The organism is Chryseobacterium sp. UF-290 (genome assembly GCF_058245615.1).
In genome coordinates, this window is record NZ_JBSICB010000018.1 from 1 (window position 1) to 20,016 (window position 20,016).

Annotated in this window: 22 protein-coding genes and 1 riboswitch; of the genes, 10 read left to right on the forward strand and 12 right to left on the reverse strand. The window is 37.4% G+C overall.

The window, feature by feature from the left end:
* Positions 1–355 precede the first annotated feature (355 nt).
* The 5 genes from AC4IF5_RS17300 to AC4IF5_RS17320 form a co-directional block, all read right to left on the reverse strand.
* A complete protein-coding gene (locus AC4IF5_RS17300; RefSeq protein ID WP_490736687.1) occupies positions 356–1,324 on the reverse strand; it encodes a chorismate-binding protein in 969 nt (322 codons plus the stop codon).
* Positions 1,325–1,604: 280 nt separating this feature from the next.
* On the reverse strand, positions 1,605–2,033 hold the full coding sequence (locus AC4IF5_RS17305) for a PaaI family thioesterase (RefSeq protein ID WP_490736689.1): 429 nt from the start codon (positions 2,031–2,033) through the stop codon (positions 1,605–1,607).
* 62 nt (positions 2,034–2,095) lie between these two features.
* On the reverse strand, positions 2,096–2,698 hold the full coding sequence (locus AC4IF5_RS17310; RefSeq protein WP_490736691.1) for a 1-acyl-sn-glycerol-3-phosphate acyltransferase: 603 nt from the start codon (positions 2,696–2,698) through the stop codon (positions 2,096–2,098).
* 315 nt (positions 2,699–3,013) lie between these two features.
* On the reverse strand, positions 3,014–4,735 hold the full coding sequence (locus AC4IF5_RS17315; RefSeq protein ID WP_490736692.1) for a PspC domain-containing protein: 1,722 nt from the start codon (positions 4,733–4,735) through the stop codon (positions 3,014–3,016).
* An 11-nt stretch (positions 4,736–4,746) separates the two neighbouring features.
* Positions 4,747–5,076, reverse strand: a complete 330-nt coding sequence (locus AC4IF5_RS17320) for a PadR family transcriptional regulator (protein WP_490736694.1) — start codon at positions 5,074–5,076, stop codon at positions 4,747–4,749.
* A gap of 739 nt (positions 5,077–5,815) precedes the next feature.
* Here AC4IF5_RS17320 and AC4IF5_RS17325 point away from each other — a divergent pair.
* Positions 5,816–6,532 carry an XAC2610-related protein gene (locus AC4IF5_RS17325; RefSeq protein WP_490736695.1) on the forward strand — a complete coding sequence of 239 codons (717 nt, stop codon included), beginning with the start codon at positions 5,816–5,818 and terminating at the stop codon, positions 6,530–6,532.
* Position 6,533: 1 nt separating this feature from the next.
* A complete protein-coding gene (locus AC4IF5_RS17330; RefSeq protein ID WP_490736697.1) occupies positions 6,534–7,124 on the forward strand; it encodes an HD domain-containing protein in 591 nt (196 codons plus the stop codon).
* A gap of 61 nt (positions 7,125–7,185) precedes the next feature.
* Here the strand turns inward: AC4IF5_RS17330 and AC4IF5_RS17335 are convergent, their stop codons facing one another.
* The 5 genes from AC4IF5_RS17335 to AC4IF5_RS17355 form a co-directional block, all read right to left on the reverse strand.
* Entirely contained in the window at positions 7,186–7,569 is a 384-nt protein-coding gene (locus AC4IF5_RS17335) for an acyl-CoA thioesterase (protein WP_027385876.1), read from the reverse strand.
* Between the two features lie 116 nt (positions 7,570–7,685).
* Positions 7,686–7,866: riboswitch (cobalamin riboswitch) on the reverse strand.
* A gap of 33 nt (positions 7,867–7,899) precedes the next feature.
* Positions 7,900–8,697, reverse strand: a complete 798-nt coding sequence (locus AC4IF5_RS17340; RefSeq protein ID WP_490736699.1) for a hypothetical protein — start codon at positions 8,695–8,697, stop codon at positions 7,900–7,902.
* A 33-nt stretch (positions 8,698–8,730) separates the two neighbouring features.
* Positions 8,731–9,393 (reverse strand): ATP-binding cassette domain-containing protein, encoded by a 663-nt coding sequence (locus AC4IF5_RS17345; protein ID WP_490736701.1) that lies wholly within the window; start codon positions 9,391–9,393, stop codon positions 8,731–8,733.
* Between the two features lie 507 nt (positions 9,394–9,900).
* Complete coding sequence (locus AC4IF5_RS17350) at positions 9,901–10,098, reverse strand: hypothetical protein (protein ID WP_490736703.1); 198 nt, start codon at positions 10,096–10,098, stop codon at positions 9,901–9,903.
* A gap of 118 nt (positions 10,099–10,216) precedes the next feature.
* Entirely contained in the window at positions 10,217–12,364 is a 2,148-nt protein-coding gene (locus AC4IF5_RS17355) for an endonuclease MutS2 (RefSeq protein WP_490736705.1), read from the reverse strand.
* A gap of 110 nt (positions 12,365–12,474) precedes the next feature.
* Here AC4IF5_RS17355 and AC4IF5_RS17360 point away from each other — a divergent pair, with 110 nt between their 5' ends.
* The 3 genes from AC4IF5_RS17360 to AC4IF5_RS17370 all read left to right on the forward strand — a co-directional run bounded on the left by AC4IF5_RS17360 (position 12,475) and on the right by AC4IF5_RS17370 (position 14,922).
* Positions 12,475–12,981, forward strand: coding sequence for a GNAT family N-acetyltransferase (locus AC4IF5_RS17360; protein WP_490736707.1), 507 nt, complete (start codon positions 12,475–12,477; stop codon positions 12,979–12,981).
* A gap of 248 nt (positions 12,982–13,229) precedes the next feature.
* The gene (locus AC4IF5_RS17365; RefSeq protein WP_490736709.1) at positions 13,230–14,243 is read left to right on the forward strand and encodes an acyltransferase family protein; all 1,014 of its coding nucleotides are present in this window, start codon (positions 13,230–13,232) and stop codon (positions 14,241–14,243) included.
* A gap of 37 nt (positions 14,244–14,280) precedes the next feature.
* Positions 14,281–14,922 (forward strand): uracil-DNA glycosylase, encoded by a 642-nt coding sequence (locus AC4IF5_RS17370; RefSeq protein ID WP_490736711.1) that lies wholly within the window; start codon positions 14,281–14,283, stop codon positions 14,920–14,922.
* On the opposite strand, the gene AC4IF5_RS17375 is transcribed toward AC4IF5_RS17370, so the two are convergent.
* Complete coding sequence (locus AC4IF5_RS17375; protein WP_490736713.1) at positions 14,909–15,421, reverse strand: hypothetical protein; 513 nt, start codon at positions 15,419–15,421, stop codon at positions 14,909–14,911. The two genes, AC4IF5_RS17370 and AC4IF5_RS17375, sit on opposite strands and share 14 nt — an antisense overlap.
* Positions 15,422–15,438: 17 nt before the next feature.
* Positions 15,439–15,930, reverse strand: coding sequence for a DUF456 domain-containing protein (locus AC4IF5_RS17380; protein ID WP_490736715.1), 492 nt, complete (start codon positions 15,928–15,930; stop codon positions 15,439–15,441).
* Between the two features lie 200 nt (positions 15,931–16,130).
* Here AC4IF5_RS17380 and AC4IF5_RS17385 point away from each other — a divergent pair, with 200 nt between their 5' ends.
* From AC4IF5_RS17385 to AC4IF5_RS17405, 5 genes are all read left to right on the forward strand, one after another.
* On the forward strand, positions 16,131–17,399 hold the full coding sequence (locus AC4IF5_RS17385; RefSeq protein ID WP_490736717.1) for a mechanosensitive ion channel family protein: 1,269 nt from the start codon (positions 16,131–16,133) through the stop codon (positions 17,397–17,399).
* Positions 17,400–17,669: 270 nt separating this feature from the next.
* Positions 17,670–18,389, forward strand: coding sequence for a pyridoxine 5'-phosphate synthase (locus AC4IF5_RS17390; RefSeq protein WP_490736719.1), 720 nt, complete (start codon positions 17,670–17,672; stop codon positions 18,387–18,389).
* 139 nt (positions 18,390–18,528) lie between these two features.
* Positions 18,529–19,308, forward strand: coding sequence for an alpha/beta fold hydrolase (locus AC4IF5_RS17395; RefSeq protein WP_490736721.1), 780 nt, complete (start codon positions 18,529–18,531; stop codon positions 19,306–19,308).
* A 115-nt stretch (positions 19,309–19,423) separates the two neighbouring features.
* Entirely contained in the window at positions 19,424–19,666 is a 243-nt protein-coding gene (locus AC4IF5_RS17400; RefSeq protein WP_490736723.1) for a microviridin/marinostatin family tricyclic proteinase inhibitor, read from the forward strand.
* Between the two features lie 47 nt (positions 19,667–19,713).
* On the forward strand, positions 19,714–19,938 hold the full coding sequence (locus AC4IF5_RS17405; protein ID WP_490736725.1) for a microviridin/marinostatin family tricyclic proteinase inhibitor: 225 nt from the start codon (positions 19,714–19,716) through the stop codon (positions 19,936–19,938).
* Positions 19,939–20,016: the final 78 nt, after the last annotated feature.

The window sequence follows — 20,016 nt, forward strand, 5'->3', positions numbered from 1 at the left end:
AAAAGATAAAAGATAAAAGATAAAAGATAAAAGATAAAAGATAAAAGATAAAAGATAAAAGATAAAAGATAAAAGATTTTGCCGTTAAACAACCATTATCCATGCGAATATCAACATCAATAGAGGTAGGCTTTGGTCCGTTCAATACATCAACAATATTCCACGGGCTTTAGCCACAACTTATTACTGAAACACAAATAACACAAAAGGTTTCACAAATCTCATCATTATCTAAAAACGGAAAGAATCTCGACCCGTTTTATCCTTCTTGTCTGTTCTAAATAATACATCGAAAGAAATCTGTGAAAATCCATGTAAATATGTAGCTAAAAAGAAATAGTACACTTCTTATTCACTACGAAACAACCAGATTTTTCAAGATCGCTTCCGACTTCAGTTCCGTTTCAGTCCATTCTTTTTCCGGATTGCTTTGAGCTGTAATACCACCTCCTACAAAAACGTGTACGGCATCCTGATAAAGTCTGGCACATCGCAGGTTGACAAAATACTGAATGGTCTCCTCGGTCTCTATTTTAATATAGCCTGCATAGAACTCCCGGGGGAATTTTTCGTACTTCCGGATATTCTCATTACAAAAATCTTTTGGAATACCACAGACAGCCGGGGTAGGATGCAGATCACTAATAAGCTGATCAAGATCTTCAGGATGTATATGGGTTTTAAAATCAGTCCGTAAATGCTTGATGTTGCCGGAAACATGATCATAGGTTTCTGATTGCTGAACCTGATCAGAATAAGTTTTAAGAATATTCTGAATATAGAAAGTAACCGGCTTCTGCTCTTCAATTTCTTTTTCAGACCATTTTTCAGAGACAGGAAGTGTCCCCGCCAGGGCCATGGTTTCAAATTCATGGGTTGTCTTATTGAATTTTCCCAGGACTTCGGAAAAAGCACCCATCCAGGTATTTTCACCGTCATTAAACAGATATCTGAAAGCATTAGGGTAGGATTGACAAAGGTTTTTGAAGCTTTCTTTATAGTCAATGATACTGAAGTCTGTAAAAATCTTTCTTCTGGAATAAACCAGTTTGGGTAAATTATTTTCTTTAATGACTCTGATCACCTGCTGTAGGGTATCGCAGTATTCTTCCCTGGTTTCGGCTTTAAGTTCTGTTGTACTGCCGGTCAGTTGCTCATTTGTAATGGTATTTTCATTAAATTCAGCAGGGGCAATTTCGAGAATATCTCCATAGAAGCTGATGTGGGACAGACCATTATATGAATAAAAGCTGACTGTATTTTTGTTGTTGTTTTCATCTACAGACAGTAATCTTTCGTCGAAAGGAAGTTTGAAATAAATCATGGGTTATGAATGGATTTTGAAAATCACCGGCCGGAAATAATATAGGAAATTCCGAAGTTGATTTTCCTTTCTGCAAAGGTATTATTAGTCTTAAAGATGTCAAAATTAAAAGAGCTGTTTTTTACTCTTATGTCCTGTATTTTCAGGGGTAATGGTGTGTTGCTGGAGAAGATGTTGTTTTAATGGGGGATGTTTATCAGCTTTTCCAGTCCGGATTGCAGCAAGTATATAAAAAAGACTCAAAAAAATTGAGTCTTATATCTTTATACTGTTCTTTCGATTATTTCAAAATGATGTTGTTGGTCATTGTTGTATGATTGATGAGCGTCCCTTTTTCATCCCGGATCTCAATTTCAGAAACATGCATGGTCTTTCCTTTTCTGATGAAGCGGGCGGTAGCCGTTACAATGCCGTCCTTTTTGCTTCTCACGTGATTGGAATTGATATTGGTTCCTACACCGTAATATTTTTCACCGTCTATAAAAATATTAGACAGGCTTGAGCCTAAGGTTTCAGCCAAAACGCAGCTTGCCCCTCCGTGCATGATCCCAAATGGCTGATGCGTTCTCGGAAGCACCGGCATTGTAGCGGTAAGGGTCTCATTTTCGAGATCAATATCGATGAATTTTATTTCAAGGTTTTTTGCCAGGGTCTCGTCTCCCCAGTTATTCATGAACGCTAGTATTTCTTCTTTAGTCTGACCTTTCATTTTTATAATGGATAAATGATGAATTGTAATTTTGCTAACTTCTAACTTCTAACTTCTAACTTCTAACTTCTAACTTCTGAATCGCTGCCTGCTCCCATAATATCAGGATTCCAATTTGCCGGAACTTTAGGAACGATATCATTTTTTACATAATAATCCTGAATTTCCTGCATGATCTCTGCAAAAGGAACTGAAGCAATTTTTTCATAAGGAATGGTATAGCCCAGATAAACGATATTTCTTTTGAAATCACCTGCTGCCAATACAATAGGTACTTTTGCAGCTAAAGCCATGTGGTAAAATCCTTTTCTCCATTTCGGAACCCAGCTTCTTGTTCCTTCCGGAGTAATGACAAGGCTGAAGTCTTCTTTTGAGAATTGATTGGCCACAAAATTCACGAGGTCATTTTTCTGGCTTCTGTCGATGCCGATTCCTCCAAGTCCTTTTACAACACTTCCGTACCAGGCTTTGGTGTGGGCATCTTTGATGATGATTTTCAAAGGTTTATTCAAAGACCAGTAGGCAAAGTTTCCTAAAATGTATTCCATATTGTGGGTATGAGGTGCAACGACAAGGATACACCTGTTCAGGTTGTTGACATCGCCCTGCAGAACAACTTTCCAACCTAATAATTTTAACATGAGTTTGCCTATCAGCTTTTTCATAGATTCTTGAATTATAAACAAAAAAGTATAACCAAACTTTGGTTATACTTTACAAATATATTGAAATATTATCGCTCTTAAAACAAACCGCTAATTAAATCTACGATTTTCATTACGAATTCCATTGCAAATTGTATCATGATAAGGCTGTGTTTTTGGGTTGATTGGTTATTAAATTTTAGCTATACGAAATTAAAACAAATTTTTCACATGGGAAACTAAATCTTGTTTTTTTTTCACTTTTCTGAGAGAAGAAGGGTGTGAATTTCAAACGGTTGCCTTCCACCCACACCTTCTACCACTCTCTGAAGTTAATTATTTAGTTTGTATGGAAATTTCGTTTTTTCCGTCTTTGATCTTGATGTCTACATCCTTGTTGATCTTTTTGATATCGGATGCTACAGAATCAATTACTTTCTTCGCCTGGTTATTAGGAACTTTTTTACCATTGATAATGATGCTGTCTTTATCATTGGAATCATATTCTATGCTGGAACCGTTTACAGTGATCTTATTCTTTTCGATTCTGATACCGTTATGGTTTTCTTCTCTATCCTGATCGTCATCATTGATGCCGTCTCCGTCCAGATCACCATCAAAATCTATTCTGTCTTTTTTTACAGGGATTACTACTGCTTTTTGAGGAACAACAAGTTCATAGTCTACTCTGTAATCTCTGAATCTGTGTTCGTACGGGTATTTTACAAAGTTCGGAAGTATTACTTTATTGTCTGCCACTTCTACAGGAACTGTGACCTGAACAGGATAATTATAGCCGTTCCCTTCCTTCTTGATGATCAGATAAGGGGTTTTGATATCTGATTTTCTTGTAACCTCTACAGAAATATAGTCTTTTTCATACACATATTTCTTGTCCGAATAGATGTTATCATTGTAAGCTTTGAAATTTTGCGGAATGCTTATCTGCTTCACATCTACGTAGATGGTATCAGAAGTTGTGTTGATCGCAACATTTTCTATGTCTTCCTTACTTCCTCTGTAGATCAGATTTTTCTTAGCCATACTGATTCCGAAATAAGTTCCCAGTCCTATCAGAAGAAGGAATAATCCGCCAATTACCCAACCGATATTTCTAAGCTTTGTTTTGGGAGAAAAGATCTTGATGCTTAACAGGCTGAAAAGGATCGCGGGAATTAAGCTTCCGATCACCATCATGGCAGCCAATACTTTATCAAGTCCCTGATCATCCATATAGAATCTGATCTCATTGGCTCCCGGAAAATCCGTATCCATTCCGAAAAGACCGAATAATACAAATACTCCGATAATGCTTCCTACCGCCATCAATACAAAGAAGCCTCCTATAATGTATTTGAAAATATTCCAGACTCCGCTTCCTGCATTGTTGATATAAGGTTTATTTTCGTTGTATATTTCTCCGACCCTCTGAGTAGATTCATTGGCAAACTGTACCAATTTATTAGACTCATTCTTAAGATTGTCGAAGTTCATAGGCTTTCCCTGCATTTTCAGGAAATCTGCCGCTGTTTCGGCTTTTGGAAGTACGATCCAAAGGATTATATAAAGAAGTACAATCAATGAAGAAGAGATAGCCGCGGTGAAGATTCCCAGAAAGAAAACTCCAAACCAAATGATTCTCATAGCGGTAATATCCATTCCTACATATTGAGCTAAACCTGCGCAAACTCCTGCTATCTTTTGTTTTTCAGGATCACGGAACAGTTGCTTTTTGTCTGTATAATAGGTTCCTGAATTATTATTTTTAGCCGTGTTTTTTTCAGAATAATACGCCTCTTCCTGCTCTTCGATCTTTTCCGGGGTTCCGATCTGTGCGATTACCTTTTCTACATCGGTATCGTTGATCACCTCGCGTTTTCCCAGAGAGTCTCTGAAGATCTCTACCATTCTTATTTCTATGTCATGCATTACCTCATCCGCTTCAGAAGCATCCAGTGAGCTTCTCAGAGCATTAAGGTAATCGCTGAGCTTTATATATGCGTGTTCTTCTATTGTAAAAGAAAAACCTGCGAGTCCTATTGAGAGTGTCTTGTTCATAGCTTTGTTTTTTAATATTGTTGAGTGATTTGGTTGACTGAAGCTGTCAGTTCATTCCACGTATTTTGAAGTTCATCCAGGAAAAGTTTCCCTTTTTCTGTGATCTGATAATATTTTCGGGGTGGCCCTCCGGTAGATTCTTCCCATCTGTAAGAGAGAAACTCTCCGTTTTTAAGTCTTGTAAGAAGAGGGTAGAGGGTACCTTCCACTACATCCAGTTTTCCTTTTTTCAGTTCATCGATAAGATCAGAAACATACATTTCGCGATTATTGATGAGACTTAGAATACAGAATTCCAGAATTCCTTTTCGCATTTGCGCCTTGGTATTTTCAGTATTCATCTTTGATAAGTTTTGTTAATTAGTTATATTTTTAGAATAATACTCCTAGCTAGTTGAGCCTATTCTAATTTTACATTACAAAGATATATAATTAAAATGGTATTATGCAATACAAAGTAGTGAAATTTTTAAAATAAAATATTTAAATTACTGATAATCAATTGTATAATTTTAAATTAAAATTTTAAAAAAATAAAATAAGAGGTGAAATTCTTCAAAATTTCAAATTTCAGATTCAGATTTTAAGGAAAAATGGTGATAAAGAAATGCAATTCATTGTAAAATTTATGGAGAGTATTAGTAGCATTTGTGTTTCAATTTTATATTTTGGCTAAAGCCCATTTTCCTGTTGAATATTTTGACAGATATTGTCGGATCATCCTGGCTCCATCCTTTGTTATGATAAAGAAATAGCGTTTGATGATTACGTATTACTTATATAATTAACCACAGATTACTCGGATTGACGCAGATGTTTGCGTAGATTCTGATCCGATAAGAATATGCGCTGAAAAATAGGATTCACATTAGTTCCATCTCTGGATACTGATCATTCCATTGCTTCATTCCTAGCCCTGATAGCAGCGGTTACCCCACAGCAAGCGGGGTTTTGGGCAGGAGCGAGGAGTATGAGCGGATAGCAGGAAACAGCTTCTTAAAAAATAAAATACCGGTGATGAAACAGATTTTGAGATCGGCATTATGATTCGTATTTTTGTTAGAATAAAAAAACACATCAATGATTATTACTATGAACATTTTACATAAGTATAAGATTTTATCGACCCTTGTTTTCCTTGGTCCATTGTGCTTCGGGCAATACCAGTTTGAAGTTAAAGATGCGTCAAAGAATTATACCGCCATGATCCATATAGAAAGCTGCTCTGACGGACGTTGTAACGGCAAAGGAACAGTAGAGCTGTTTGATACTAAAAATACCAAGGTACAGACTTTTGCTTCTGATGATCTGGTCGTATATTTAAGCCAGAATAAAAAGCTGTCAACCGGGACCATCATTCCGTTAACGCAGGAAGAGAGTCCCATCGTTATTGATGATTTCAATTTTGACGGTAGCGAGGATATAGCGGTAAGAAATGGTAATATGGGGAATTACAGCGGAGCTTCTTATGATGTATATGTATTCAACACTACCAAAATGGGATTTGTAAAAAGTGCAGAGCTGACAGATCTGGCCTCCAGTCACCTGGATATCTTTGAGGTAGACGCCCAGCGTAAACGTCTGATCACTTATGGAAGATCCGGTTGCTGTAAGCTTTTCACTATGGAATATGCTGTGATCCCTAATAAAGGGCTGGACAAAGTATTTGAAAAGGAAAAAGATACAACCGGCGAAAGCGTGGTAAAAGAGATCACAAAGGAAAAAGTAAATAATAAATGGATTACCAGAACCAGGGTGTATCCTGTAGAACAAAATAATAAAGAAAAAGAAAAGTAAGATGAAGATACAGAAAGAGATCGATTTTATTCTTGCGGTAGATGCGCTGAAGAATGTACAGAGAAGAAATTATAATGCAGATGATTCCAGAAGAGAGAATACAGCGGAACATTCCTGGCAGATCATTATTTTGGCACAGATCCTTTATCCTTATGCCAAAAACCGTGCGGATATCGACCTGTTGAGAGTGATAAGAATGCTCTCCATTCATGACCTGGTAGAAATTGAAGCAGGAGATACGTTCCTTTTTGATGAGGAAGCAATGGTAGGAAAGTTTGAAAGAGAAAAAGCTTCTGCCCAAAAGATCTTCGGAATCCTGGATGAACCTTTACGTACGGAATTCTTTAACCTGTGGCTTGAGTTTGAGGAAGAAAAAACACCGGATGCCATTTTTGCGTGTTCAATCGACAGAATTATGCCGTTTATCCTGAACTCCCATACTTCAGGAAAAAGCTGGACGGAGGCCGGCGTTACAGAAAGACAGATCAGAAATATGCTTGAAAATGCGATCACCAGAGCATCAGATGAAATGGGGGAAGCCTTTGAGCTGCTTCTGAACAGAAGCCTGGAAACTGAAAAAGTTTTAAAATAGATGCTTTAAGCAAGTAATGATAATAAGCTTCGGGCGGCCAAAGGCCGCCCGAAGCTTATTATCATAGTATCTGAATTGGTTTTTTGAATTCATCAATGGCTACAAAAGTGAAATCACCTACAATAGCTTTTTCCCTTTCGTAGGAATACATCTGTTCCGTATAGATCTCAACATTTACCTTCATACTGGTTTTTCCGACATGTGAAACTTTTCCGATCAGCTCAACGATGGTTCCGGCAGGAATAGGCTTTTTAAAATCAATTTTATCACTGCTTACCGTTACTACTCTTTTTCTTGCAAAACGGGTTGCCGTGATGAAAGCCACTTCATCCATCAGCTGCATGGCTGTACCTCCGAAAAGAGTATCATAATGATTGGTCGTGTTAGGGAAAACCGCTTTAAAGATTCTGGTTTCGGATGCTTCAATTCTTTCTTCTGTAGTCATATTTCATTATTAATTAAAGCGAAATGAAATCGTATCAAAACAACAGAATAATGACAGGAACTTTGAAAATCCCTGAAACAATCCATCAGATCAATAAAACTTCAGCTCGCGAAAGTTTCTTGTTTAAGAAAAAGGCAGGTCTCCTGACTTGTAACATCTTTTATCTCCTTCCCGTGCCCCGCACAGTGGATCTTTTGATAAAGACTTCAGTTACTTACAGTTGCGCGACAGTCCGTGATTTTCACACGGTTCCCTTTTAATCTGCGGTTATGCGGAACCAGTTTCTGTGATGAATAAGCGTTAAAACTTTTCGGTGTAAAAATAATGAATTTATTCCGGATTGTGATAAATAATCTGGCTGATCACTCTTCCTTTCTTGATGGTCCAAAGCGTCGTATACCTGTTCTCTCCTGAACCGTTGATCATGTAAAGGAAGATATTGTCATTATCCAGAGAAGTGACTCCCACATTTTCAAAATCCATGGTTGGCTGGAACATATTTTTGATGGCTTCCCTTACAAAAACAGAACCTCTTCCGGGCTGTTGGACTCTGATCGACTTGATCTCTGTCATACCTTCAGGAAGATCATTCCCGATCCCCCATGGCTTTACCTTATCAATGGTAAGAAGCTTTCCTTCCTCGTCTTTTTCTTTCTTACGGTATCCGGCATTAGATGGGTAGATATCGATAACGACCTTGCTTCTCTGGGCAGTAGGAACTTTCGGATCGGAATTGTCTGTGAAAATAAGCGATCTTCCGTTCTTAGACTTGGAAGGCGTATAAGCCGGAAGCTGGTCTATGAAAGCGATCCGTTCTTTATTGACCATTCCTTCTTTATCAAGAGTTTCATAACGTACGAAGGGCTTATCTTCATCCTGCTTTTCCGGATATTTGATCCAGATCCATTCCGTTTCTCCCGGAGCAGGCTTTACATAAACAAATACATCGCCTTTACGCATACGGATCTTATCTACGATTTTTCTGTAGTTGTCTTTATGTACCCGTACATTGGCATATCCCTCCTCGGCTTTTACAACACCAAAAGGAACTTTATTCTGCCCTTTAACGAAGGCTAAAGAAAAAATACTGAAAGCCGATAGATAAAATGCTCTGTTTATGAAAGTCATCTTGAAAAAAATTTTAATCCTCAAATATATAAATTAAATGCTTTTCGGAAGATAATTATGCTGTTGGAGTTCCTTTAAATCTTGTATTTGTTTCAGATGGCCTTCAGAAAGAAGGTATATGCGGTCTGAAATATCCAGAACATCCTGATAATTGTGGTCGGAAATAATAATGCCTTTGTTCTTGGATTGTTGAAGGATAATCCTTTTCAGGGTTTCAGAAACTTTAGGGGAGAGGCTGTGAAAAGGCTCATCCAGTAAGACAAAATCCGTATCAGCATGAAGAATGAGCAGGGCCTCAATAATTCTCTGTTCACCTTTGGAAAGATTTTTAGGTTTCTCGTGAAGAAAAGGGCGTATGGGATCAGAAGCAAACAGCAGATCAGTATTAACCTTATTACAGAAAAGAGGAATTAAGCTTTTAACCGTGTTGTATTTAGGTAAGAAAAGATCCTGTGGCAGATATGCGATCCTGTGTTTTCTGTCTGAAACATTTTTTAAAACTTTGTCATTATACCTTATAAACTGGGTTTCACTGCCGATGATTCCAAAAATAATTTTTAATAAGGTTGATTTTCCGGTTCCGTTTCGGCCCAGCAGACCTGTGATGTGCCCGGTTTCACACCCTATGTAAATATCCTGCAGGATTTTTTTTCCGTTAAAAGACTTGGTCACACTGTCAATATGAAGTGTACTCATAAGAACCAGGTTATAATGTTAATAATAAGGCTTAATGATAAAGTCCCTCCCCAAAGAAACAATCTTGAGAAACCTAAATTGGCATAAAAGTAATATTCGTTTTTTACCCTTACTTCGTAAATAAAATAATGAAGAACAGGCAGTATAAGAAGAAAGCTCAATCCGAAAGTTTCAAAACCGGATGGAAACAAAAATGAGAGCAGCAAAGAAAACAATAAGGCCGGAAGTATTATTTTTTTATAAAATATCCAAAGGGTAAGAATGCTTTTGGCCATACTGAAAGATACATTAAGTCCTGGCTTCAAAAGTATTAAAAAAAGATGATAATATGTAGGCCAATGCTGTTCATAAAAAAGAGGCTGTCTCAAAAGTCGAATAATTCGGCTTTTGTCATTCTGACGAAGGAAGAATCTCATTGATGGTCAGTTGTTTGAGATTCTTCATTACATTGCATTTCATTCAGAATGACACTTTTGAGACAGTCTCTTTTTATCTGTAAATCCTGTATTAAGATTCTGCATTTTGTTTTGGAGGTCCATAGATGGCTTCAGGATCATTTTTAAGGAAATATGAAAATACTCCATAAAAAAGCAGAATGATCAGAAACAAAACACCAGCCAGGTAAAAGGCGGTTCCGAAGCCATAGCTGATGGATACGCTGCTTCCTAATCCCATTCCTATTTTGTTGTTTCCAAAGCCTTCCATCTTTGATTGAAAGGTCCAGTAAAAAATTAAAAAAGAAAGAGCACTCTGTAGCACTCTCTCTTTGTTATCAGCATAACGTTAATTTTCAAATTCTCAAATTAACGCATTTTCAAATTAATTAAATTCTCTCAAGCTCATCCGCATCGATCGTCGTTTTGAAAGTTCCATAATTGACAATTACCTTGTTCCGGGAAATCTTTTCAATGGTTCCTACACTGGTGCTTCCGGTGATACGGACACGCTGGCCTATTTTCATCCAAACGGCACGGTCGCTTTTGCGTTTCTCCTCAATTCTTTCATTGGTTTCAGCAATTTTTTCAATAACATCTTCCTTTTTAAGCTGTTGGGTGATCTTTCTCTTCACGACTTGCAGGCGTTTCGACTCATCTTTATCACTGCCTAATTTCCTGAATTTTTCCTGCTCCAGAAGTTTCACAAAGTCTTTGACAACATCTTTTCTCGATTTTCCTTTCGTATAGCTGTCTATGAATGCTTCAATTTTGTTTCCGAACTGAAGCTTACGGTGTTCTTCTTCATACAGTTTCTGGAAATTGAAGAGCTTCTGCTGAAGCTGATCGTTAAGCTTCTGAAGATTATCACGCTTATCTTCTACAGATTCTTTTCTTTCAGCAAGATCTGATTTAAGCTTTTCAACTTCAAATTTTTCCTGCTGAAGCTTTACGATCGTTTTATCCAGATTGACAATATCATGCTCTACCTTCTTCTTGGCAGAATGGATGATAAACCTTGGGATCTTATTCTTCTCAGCTACTTCAAAAGTAAATGAGCTTCCTGCCTGTCCCACTTCCAGCTTGTACATCGGCTCCAGTGTCTCTTCATTGAAAAGCATGGCTGCATTCTGTGCATTGGGAAGCTGTTCTATAACCAGTTTAATGTTGGTATAGTGAGTTGTGATAATGGCAAAGCTCTTCTTATCATAGAAAAATTCCATGAAGCTTTCAGCCAGGGCACCTCCCAATTCAGGATCAGAACCTGTTCCAAATTCATCGATCAGTAAAAGCGTATCCGCATCAGCCTCACGGATAATTCCCGACATTTTCTTCAGCCTGGATGAATACGTTGACAGATGGTTTTCGATAGATTGATTATCACCGATATCGGTCATGATCTTTTCAAAGAAAAACATCTCAGACTTTGGATGAACAGGAACCAGAATACCACTCTGAATCATCAGCTGCAATAAGCCGACGGTTTTCAGGGTAATTGACTTTCCTCCGGCATTCGGTCCGGAAATACAGATAATTCTGTTATGTTCCGTTAAAGTTAGCGTCTGAGGGTGAATGGTCTTGTTTTCTGTTTTATTCCTTAGCCATAACAATGGATGATAAGCATCTTTTAATCTCAATGTCTTATGGTGATTGATCTTGGGAAGAACTCCGTTGACCAATTCCGCAAATTTCGCTTTCGCTCTTGTAAGGTCAAGATCAAAAATATACACCTGATATCTCCAGAGCTGAGGTTGAAATTCTGCCAGTTCAGCCGTAAGCTTTCTGAGCACTTTATCGATCTCTTTCTTTTCTTCCTCTTCATTTTCACGAAGCTTGAAGTAATGCTTTACCACACTTTCCGGCTGGATGTAGGTGATAGAACCTGTCTTGGATATTCCTAACGTTCTTCCGGGAACTCTTTTCTTAAATCCTGACTTTACAGCCAAAACCCTTTGATCATCAATGATCGTTTCCCGGATATCATCCAAAAAGTCACTTTGCCCATACGTGGTAAGAGCCCGGTTGAAGTTTTCCTGGATGGCTTTTTTAGCATGCTGTATTTCTGTTCTCAGACCTTTTAAGGCCGGAGAAGCTTCACTTTTTACTTCACCGAAACGGTTGAAAACCTTATCCACCTTTTCAATGATCTCTTTTCTGAATTCCAGTACGGAAGCTTCTTCCATTAAAGTGGGGAAGGTTTCCGGCATGGTAGGAAAGAATTTTTGCAGTCTTCCGATCTGTTCCGTGATGGTTTTGATTTTGATGAAAGCACTGTTTTCCAGACGGTAATTTTCGATCAGCATCAGTTTCAGCTCACTTTCAATATCTTCATACTCATCAAACGGAATCGCATTTGAACTTTCAAAACTCGACAGATATTCTGATGTTTTTTTTAATGAAAGTTCCGCCTCGTCAATTTCCATCGGACGAAGTTGAAGAATTTTTTCTCTTGTTTTCGGAGAATACGCAAATGGGGAGACTTCCGCGAGCAATTGCGGAAACTCTAATTCGTCTAAATCTTCTTTATCTATATACACAATGCAAATTTAGTGAGAATTTTGATTATTCCGTATATTTGAGCAACATACGATATCTATTAAGAATGCTTTTTATCCTGATATCTTTGTCTGTTAAATAAAATCATCAAATGAAACTGGAAACAGAACGGCTGATCCTGAAAGAGATCGACGAAACTTATACTGAAGATATTCTGAAGATCCGCAGCAATGCTTATATCAATACGTTTGTGAAAAGAAACTCTCCCAAAAACAATTATGATGCCCTGGAGTTTATCCTTCATGTCAGAAGGAAAGAGCAGAATGGAGAGATGATTTTCCGGGGAATCTCCTTTAAAGATCAGAGAAACCTTATCGGGACGATCTGTTTATGGAACTTTTCAGAGGACAGGACAACCGCTGAAATAGGATATGAACTGTTACCGGACCATCATAAAAAAGGAATCATGAGCGAAGCGCTGAAAGCCGTTTTAAAATTTAGCTTTCATACATTACCCCTACAGACAATACTGGCTTTTACTAATCAGCTCAATAAAAATTCCCGGTCATTACTTTTGAGGCATCATTTTACTTTAGAGGAACACAGAAAAGATGAAAAGAACCCTGAAAACATTATTTTTAGTTTAAACAAGACTTAGAGCCTGTTTAAATTTGTATTAAAATATTATTTCTCGCTGATTTTGCAAATCTCGCTGATTTGATTTACGAATAATGATCTGCTGAATCTGCAAAATCAGCGGGAAAATAAAAAATAAAGCGTTAATTTAATTATACAAATTATTAGCAATTAAATTTAAACAGGCTCTTAAACGGACCAATAAGATGAAAAAGTCAGAAGATTTATTTATTTTCGTCCCACAGGCATTATATTGCGAAATGAACATACATGAAAAGTGAAATAAAATCGTTGACCGGGCTTAGAGGAATAGTCGCACTATGGGTGGTTTTCTTTCATTATTTTACTGATCTGAAAAGTACTTTTCTTCAAAATACAATAGGACAGGGCTATCTGGCTGTAGATATCTTTTTTGTTTTAAGCGCTTTTTTACTTACTGTTTCCTATTCTGAAAAGTTTAGAAACCTGAATGCTAAAGGAATTTTGAGCTTCTATAAAAAACGGGTCAACAGAATTTACCCCGTATACTTTGCATCAATTGTTGTGATCATTCTGTTGATTGAAAGACACACATTGGCGGCTTTTCTTATCAATGCCGGCTTGGTGCAATGTTTTTTTAATCCGAATTACTTACTGAATGTAGTCTATTGGTCGTTGAGCACAGAATGGATTTGTTATCTTATATTTCCTTTTATGCTTTATCTGATCATGCGTTATAAGATCCGTTTTGAGTTCCTGATCATTGCTGGCCTGTTTCTGAGATTCATTCTTCCTTACCTTCCCGATATGTTTATCGGATCGGATGTCCCGATATCTATGGGGAAATCTCCAAAATACCTGGACATTCCTTATGGGGTCAACTCTTTAATAAGGACGATAGCCTCTTATCTGCTAGGAATCGGTATCGCTTTATTTCCCGGAATCAAAATAAAAAGCAACCTGCTTATTTACGTCATCCCTGTTTTATCTTTAGTACTGCTATATACTTCAAGAGGGCTGATCGCTATTCCGTTACTGTCAGCATTGATGATCAGGCAGCTGTATACCGGAGAGAAGAATTATATACAAATGTTTCTGGAAAGCAGGGTCGTTTACTTTTTAGGTAACATTTCCTATTCGCTGTATATTATCCATTACATCATCCATTATACTGTCTACAAGCATCATTTTAGTCTTGTAAGCTCTGAAGAGCTAAACAGTACAATATTGATTGCTTTTGCTATATTGTTATCTTATTTTTCTTATACTTTGATCGAAAGAAAAGTGAAGATATTTAAAATATAACCTATGCTTTTATTGTAATATTAATTATTTTTGCATTATGACCTGGACAGAAATTTTAGCCCCGATAAAGAGTTCTGAATATTTTAAAACCCTTTGGGAGAGGGTGAAGCACGAATATGCCACGACAAAAGTTTTCCCTCCGAAAAATCAGATTTTCAGAGCGCTGGAACTTACAGCTTTTGATGATGTGGAAGTGGTGATCATCGGGCAGGACCCTTATCATAATGATTATCAGGCAAACGGTCTGTGTTTCTCTGTTTCCGAGCAGGTAGCAGCACCGCCGTCACTGAAGAATATTTTTATTGAGCTGCAGGATGATCTGGGTGTGGTGCGTACTTCCAAAGAACTTGATGACTGGGGGAGACAGGGCGTTTTGCTTTTGAATGCTACGTTGACGGTTCGTGCCCATTCTCCGAACTCACATAAAGATCTGGGCTGGGAAAAATTTACTGACTTTATTATCAAAGCAATCTCGGATAAAAAAGAAAATGTCGTATTTGTATTGTGGGGAGCTTTTGCACAAAAAAAAGCCGAACTCATCGATCCGGCTAAGCATTTTATCCTGAAATCGGCGCACCCTTCACCATTTTCTGTTCACAGGGGTTTTTTCGGAAGCAAGCCTTTCTCAAAAATTAATGAATATCTGGTGTCTAAAGGAAAGAAACCTATTTCCTGGTAGAATCTGAAGAACTTCCGGCTTTTTTGATCGTAATTCCGATTTTGTATTTTCCGCCTAAAGCACTTGCCCCGTCCCTTGATTTTGGATAGGGGGTTACCTCCTGCAGCGTGATTATGTACCCGTTGAAATCAGCGGACTGCAGGTAATTCTTTGCCGGAAAATCCATGCTGGCAAGGTTTAAAATGGAAGGTCTGGTAGAGGTTCCCATCACTTCAACCTGTGCAAGAGCTGCTCCGGCCCAGATACAGTTGACTCCTTCAGGACAGCGGCTGTCTTCAGAGACGCCTTTAAAGGTTACGTTCATCTGATATTCTCTCAGAAACTTATTTTCGCCTTCATCGAAATAAATAATGTGGTCTTTCTGATCTGCTGATACAGCAGATTTTGGAGAAGATTGTATTTCAGAAGGCTGTTTCGTATCAGTTTCAACTTTTTTCTGGGCATTGCATCCTGCTAATGCAAATATTCCCAAACTGAGGATGATGGCTTTATGGAACATAATTTCTTATTTTTTAATTAAATGATATTAAGCATATCAAGAAGTACTACCAAAAACATTGCCACTCCTACTACAAAACTGAATCCTGTCCCATAGATGAACCCGATCAGTGCTCCTTTGGTAGACTGAAGAGCCTTATTCATATCCTTACTGTCATGAAGCAATTCACCAATAAAAACACCGGCAAACATGCCGATCAGGAAGCCTAATGGAATAGGTATGAATATCCCTACGATAGTTCCTACTATGGAACCAATGCTTCCCCAGCGGGTTCCTCCATACTTTCTGTTGGTCCTTGCAGGAATGACATAGCTTAAAACGGCTGATATTATTGTGAGAATTCCAAAAGCCCATACATAGATCATCGGAAGATCAGCATCCGTCCCGAATTTATAGATCAGAAGCCCACAGATGCTCAGCAGCAGTCCGGGAAGGACAGGAAGGAAAGTGCCCAGTATGCCGACAAATAATAAGATAAGACAAAGTATATTAATAATCGTTGTATCCATTCTTGAAAATATGAACGAATATAGGAAACCTCTCTGATTAAACAAACATTCACTACTATGAAAATTATAGGGAGCAATAACCTTGCAGAATTCATCCGTCAATAGAAAGTAATAAGAAAATGAGTAGCGGTTTTGAAATTGGGATGAAAATTGATTGTGAATATGAAAATCATGATTCTTAATTTCATAAATTTGCTGTAATGAATGACCAGTTACAAGAAACTAAAAACTTTATACAGGAGCTGAGCGAGCAGCTCTATATCTATATTACCCGGATTTCGCCAGCCGGACTGGACTGGATCTTTCATATTATTGTAAAGCTTAGCTTACTTCTTGTCCTGTTTTTAATTACGGATTTTGTTTTTAAGTTTATCATCAATTCTGTTTTCCGGTTATTTCATAATGAAGAAAAATTTCCGATCCTGAAATCCGTTTATCAGGCTAAAATTACCAATTCAGTAGCTCATTTTGCCGCTCTGATTGTTGTTGGGGCAATACAAGGCTCCATATTCCCTGCAAGTGCTCTGCCTAAGACGACCATTTTTATTATCAGATGCGTCAATCTGGGATTGGTACTGATCCTTGCCGGGATGCTTTACAGATCCCTGACAGCACTCAGGAATTACTTTAGCATCAAGCAGGACTTCTATAAGATCATGGCACTTAATGCCATTTCAGAAACGGTAAAAATTTTAGGACTCTTTATATTTACGGTATTGGGGATCTGCGTGATCTTTGGGATAAAAGGAACCACGATTGTAGGAAGTCTGGGGGCAATCACTGCTGTGCTGGTGCTTGTTTTCAGAGATACGATCTTGGGATTTGTAACAGGGCTGCATGTGGCTACTTCCAAGAACTTAAAAGTAGGAGACTGGGTGAGCATTCCCAAATATAGTATTGAAGGAAATATTACAGAGATTAATCTGCTGACAACAAAAATTACCAATTTTGATAAAACGGTTTCTACAATTCCTACCTATGATCTGATGACGACTGAGATCAAAAATATGCAGGTAATGTCTGAGTCGAATACCAGAAGAATTAAAAAATCAATCTATTTTAATATCAATTCCTTTAAATTCCTCACAGATGAAGATATTGAACGTTTAAAGGATATCAATCTGATTTCAGACTATCTTGAAGAACAAACTTCTGAGATCAAAAAAGAAAAAGAAAGCCTTGAGCATAAGGATAAAATAGTGAACGGAAGACAGCTTACCAATATCGGGGTTTTCAGATATTATGCACAAAAGTACATAGAGAATGATCCGGATATAGATAAAAACGGAACGAGAATGGTTCGTCAGCTGGATATTACTCCACAAGGGCTCCCTCTTGAGATCTATTGCTTTACCAATGATTCCCAATGGGTACGTTTTGAGCAGATCCAGGCTGATATTTTTGACCATCTGCTGGTGGCTTCAAAAGAATTTGAACTTCAGGTAATGCAGGTGAGCGTTAAGGTTTAGAGGTTAGAAGTTAGATATTAGAAGTTGGACCTCGTTACATATCTGGTAGTCACAAATAAGAAATAGTATATGATTTAATTTAATATGATATAAATAAAATAATTAGAAGTAGAATATTGAAGTTATAACGGGTATTTGTCCCTCTAATTTCTAACCTCTAACTTCTAATATCTAGAAAAATAATAATGATATAGAAGCTGAATATTGAAATTATAACGGGCATTTGTCCCTCTAATTTCTAACTTCTAATATCTAACATCTAAATAAAAAATGACAAAACTAAGCGTAAACATTAATAAAATTGCGACGTTAAGAAATGCAAGAGGAGGTGAAACACCAAGTGTTACAGAAGCAGCTGTAAAAATTCAGGAATTCGGAGGACAGGGAATTACCATCCATCCGAGACCTGATGAAAGGCATATTACAAGAAAAGATGTCTATGATCTGAAACCACTGGTTACGACTGAGTTTAATATTGAAGGAAATCCTCATAAAAGTTTTATCGATATGGTTCTGGAAGTGAAGCCTGAGCAGGTAACACTGGTTCCGGATGCAGATGATGCCATTACTTCAAATGCCGGCTGGGATACCAGAAAACATCTGGATTACCTTACGGAGATCATCACAGAATTTAAAAACGCCGGGATCCGCACATCAATTTTCCTGGATCCTTTACCGGAACTGGTGGAATATGCTGCAAAAACAGGTGCGGACAGAATTGAACTGTATACGGAAGCCTATGCAAAAAACTACCTGAGCAACAGAGAAGAAGCCATAAAACCTTATTACGATACCGCGATAGTCGCTTCAGACGCTGGATTGGGGATCAATGCAGGTCATGATTTAAGCTTAGATAATTTAAAATATTTTGCAGACACCATTCCCAATCTGCTGGAAGTCTCCATTGGGCATGCTTTGATTTCTGAAGCACTGTATATGGGATTGGAAAATACGGTTCAGGCTTATTTGAAGAGACTGGCTAAATGGTAATAACAGAGAAGTTAGAAATTAAATATTAGAAGCTAGTATGGCTTTGTATCTGATCTTTTGAATCAATTTGTTATCTAACTTCTAACTTCTAACTTCTAACTTCTAACCTCTAACCTCTAACCTCTAACTTCTAAAAAATATGGAAATTTTAAATTCAAAAATATTCGGTGAAGACTTAGCGGCTACACCACTTTTAGTATTCCACGGACTGTTTGGAATGCTTGATAATTGGGGAAGCTTCGGAAAAGACCTGGGAGAATATCTTCCTGTACATCTGATCGACCTTAGAAACCATGGTAGAAGCTTTCATTCAGAGAGTATGTCTCATGATGATCTGGCAGATGATATTGCCCGTTATATGGATCATTATGGAATTCAGAAAGCCCATGTCCTGGGACATTCTTTGGGAGGAAAAGCGGTAATGCAGTTTGCCATAAAATATCCTGAAAGAGTTGAAAAGCTGATCGTTGTAGATATTTCGCCAAAAGCATATCCGCCACACCATCAGGGCGTTATAAAAGCATTGGAAAGTGTGGATTTTAATACAGTTGGCTCCAGAAATGATGTTGAGGCTGTTCTGAATCAGTATATTCCGGAGAAATCTACCATACAGTTTTTAGCAAAGAATCTGTATTGGGATGAAAATAAAAAGCTGAACTGGAGATTTAATCTTAAAACATTATCTGAAAAATATACTGAATTTGTTTCCAATGCAATAAAATTTGGTGTTTTTGATGGTGATGCTTTATTCATTGCAGGGGCAAAATCAAACTATATTCTGCCACAGGATGAATTCGGGATCAGGCAGCAGTTTCCGAAAGCAAAGGTCGTTACTGTGAAGAATGCCGGACATTGGGTGCAGGCAGAGAATCCTGTTGACTTTGCAAATGTAGTTAAGGAATTTCTTGGGATAGGTTGATTTTATACTTAAGTTATTGATATTGTGTTAAAATTTTATTAAAATTCCGTATTATTTCTCTATAAGTTGAATTTTTTGTACTTTGGTTTTATCAAAAAAATAAAATTATTAACTTATGGAAAACAAAAATTCAAAGAAAAAGCCGTTTTTCGCAACATTCCTGGAAAAACAGGTTAAAGACCCTGAAACTGTAAAAGGAGGCTCAATTACTTCTGTAGTGAAGGACAACATTACTTCGGTAATTAAAGACCATATTATCACTACAGCACTTGAGGACAATGTTACAACGCAACTCAATGATAACGTGACCCTGAAATATCCTTCTGATGGGGATGATCATGTTTTAGAGGCAGAATAAAGGAATCTGATTAAATCAATTTATATCAAATCAAAAACTTAAACATTATGAAAAACCAAAACTCAAAAAAGAAGCCGTTCTTTGCATCATTTCTGGAAAAGCAGCTTAAAGATCCTGAAACGGTAAAAGGAGGAACAGACATTACAATTCCTGAAAGAGATGTCATCACAAAACCGGCAATAGACGTTGTGACTTCTCCAAAAGATGATATGATGCACACGTTGAAATATCCTTCTGACGGTGACGATGATACTATTACTGTTCCGCTATAAGATCCAAATAGTACATTAATAATAATTAATAATAGGGGAAACTTAAACATTAAGTTTCCCTTTTTAATAAAACCGGCA

What these genes read in the sequence shown, in the direction of transcription:
- AC4IF5_RS17300 (WP_490736687.1), bottom strand. Translation starts at nt 1,324, where the DNA reads ATGATTTATTTCAAACTTCCTTTCGACGAAAGATTACTGTCTGTAGAT.
- AC4IF5_RS17305 (WP_490736689.1), bottom strand. Translation starts at nt 2,033, where the DNA reads ATGAAAGGTCAGACTAAAGAAGAAATACTAGCGTTCATGAATAACTGG.
- AC4IF5_RS17310 (WP_490736691.1), bottom strand. Translation starts at nt 2,698, where the DNA reads ATGAAAAAGCTGATAGGCAAACTCATGTTAAAATTATTAGGTTGGAAA.
- AC4IF5_RS17315 (WP_490736692.1), bottom strand. Translation starts at nt 4,735, where the DNA reads ATGAACAAGACACTCTCAATAGGACTCGCAGGTTTTTCTTTTACAATA.
- AC4IF5_RS17320 (WP_490736694.1), bottom strand. Translation starts at nt 5,076, where the DNA reads ATGAATACTGAAAATACCAAGGCGCAAATGCGAAAAGGAATTCTGGAA.
- AC4IF5_RS17325 (WP_490736695.1), top strand. Translation starts at nt 5,816, where the DNA reads ATGATTATTACTATGAACATTTTACATAAGTATAAGATTTTATCGACC.
- AC4IF5_RS17330 (WP_490736697.1), top strand. Translation starts at nt 6,534, where the DNA reads ATGAAGATACAGAAAGAGATCGATTTTATTCTTGCGGTAGATGCGCTG.
- AC4IF5_RS17335 (WP_027385876.1), bottom strand. Translation starts at nt 7,569, where the DNA reads ATGACTACAGAAGAAAGAATTGAAGCATCCGAAACCAGAATCTTTAAA.
- AC4IF5_RS17340 (WP_490736699.1), bottom strand. Translation starts at nt 8,697, where the DNA reads ATGACTTTCATAAACAGAGCATTTTATCTATCGGCTTTCAGTATTTTT.
- AC4IF5_RS17345 (WP_490736701.1), bottom strand. Translation starts at nt 9,393, where the DNA reads ATGAGTACACTTCATATTGACAGTGTGACCAAGTCTTTTAACGGAAAA.
- AC4IF5_RS17350 (WP_490736703.1), bottom strand. Translation starts at nt 10,098, where the DNA reads ATGGAAGGCTTTGGAAACAACAAAATAGGAATGGGATTAGGAAGCAGC.
- AC4IF5_RS17360 (WP_490736707.1), top strand. Translation starts at nt 12,475, where the DNA reads ATGAAACTGGAAACAGAACGGCTGATCCTGAAAGAGATCGACGAAACT.
- AC4IF5_RS17365 (WP_490736709.1), top strand. Translation starts at nt 13,230, where the DNA reads ATGAAAAGTGAAATAAAATCGTTGACCGGGCTTAGAGGAATAGTCGCA.
- AC4IF5_RS17370 (WP_490736711.1), top strand. Translation starts at nt 14,281, where the DNA reads ATGACCTGGACAGAAATTTTAGCCCCGATAAAGAGTTCTGAATATTTT.
- AC4IF5_RS17375 (WP_490736713.1), bottom strand. Translation starts at nt 15,421, where the DNA reads ATGTTCCATAAAGCCATCATCCTCAGTTTGGGAATATTTGCATTAGCA.
- AC4IF5_RS17380 (WP_490736715.1), bottom strand. Translation starts at nt 15,930, where the DNA reads ATGGATACAACGATTATTAATATACTTTGTCTTATCTTATTATTTGTC.
- AC4IF5_RS17385 (WP_490736717.1), top strand. Translation starts at nt 16,131, where the DNA reads ATGAATGACCAGTTACAAGAAACTAAAAACTTTATACAGGAGCTGAGC.
- AC4IF5_RS17390 (WP_490736719.1), top strand. Translation starts at nt 17,670, where the DNA reads ATGACAAAACTAAGCGTAAACATTAATAAAATTGCGACGTTAAGAAAT.
- AC4IF5_RS17395 (WP_490736721.1), top strand. Translation starts at nt 18,529, where the DNA reads ATGGAAATTTTAAATTCAAAAATATTCGGTGAAGACTTAGCGGCTACA.
- AC4IF5_RS17400 (WP_490736723.1), top strand. Translation starts at nt 19,424, where the DNA reads ATGGAAAACAAAAATTCAAAGAAAAAGCCGTTTTTCGCAACATTCCTG.
- AC4IF5_RS17405 (WP_490736725.1), top strand. Translation starts at nt 19,714, where the DNA reads ATGAAAAACCAAAACTCAAAAAAGAAGCCGTTCTTTGCATCATTTCTG.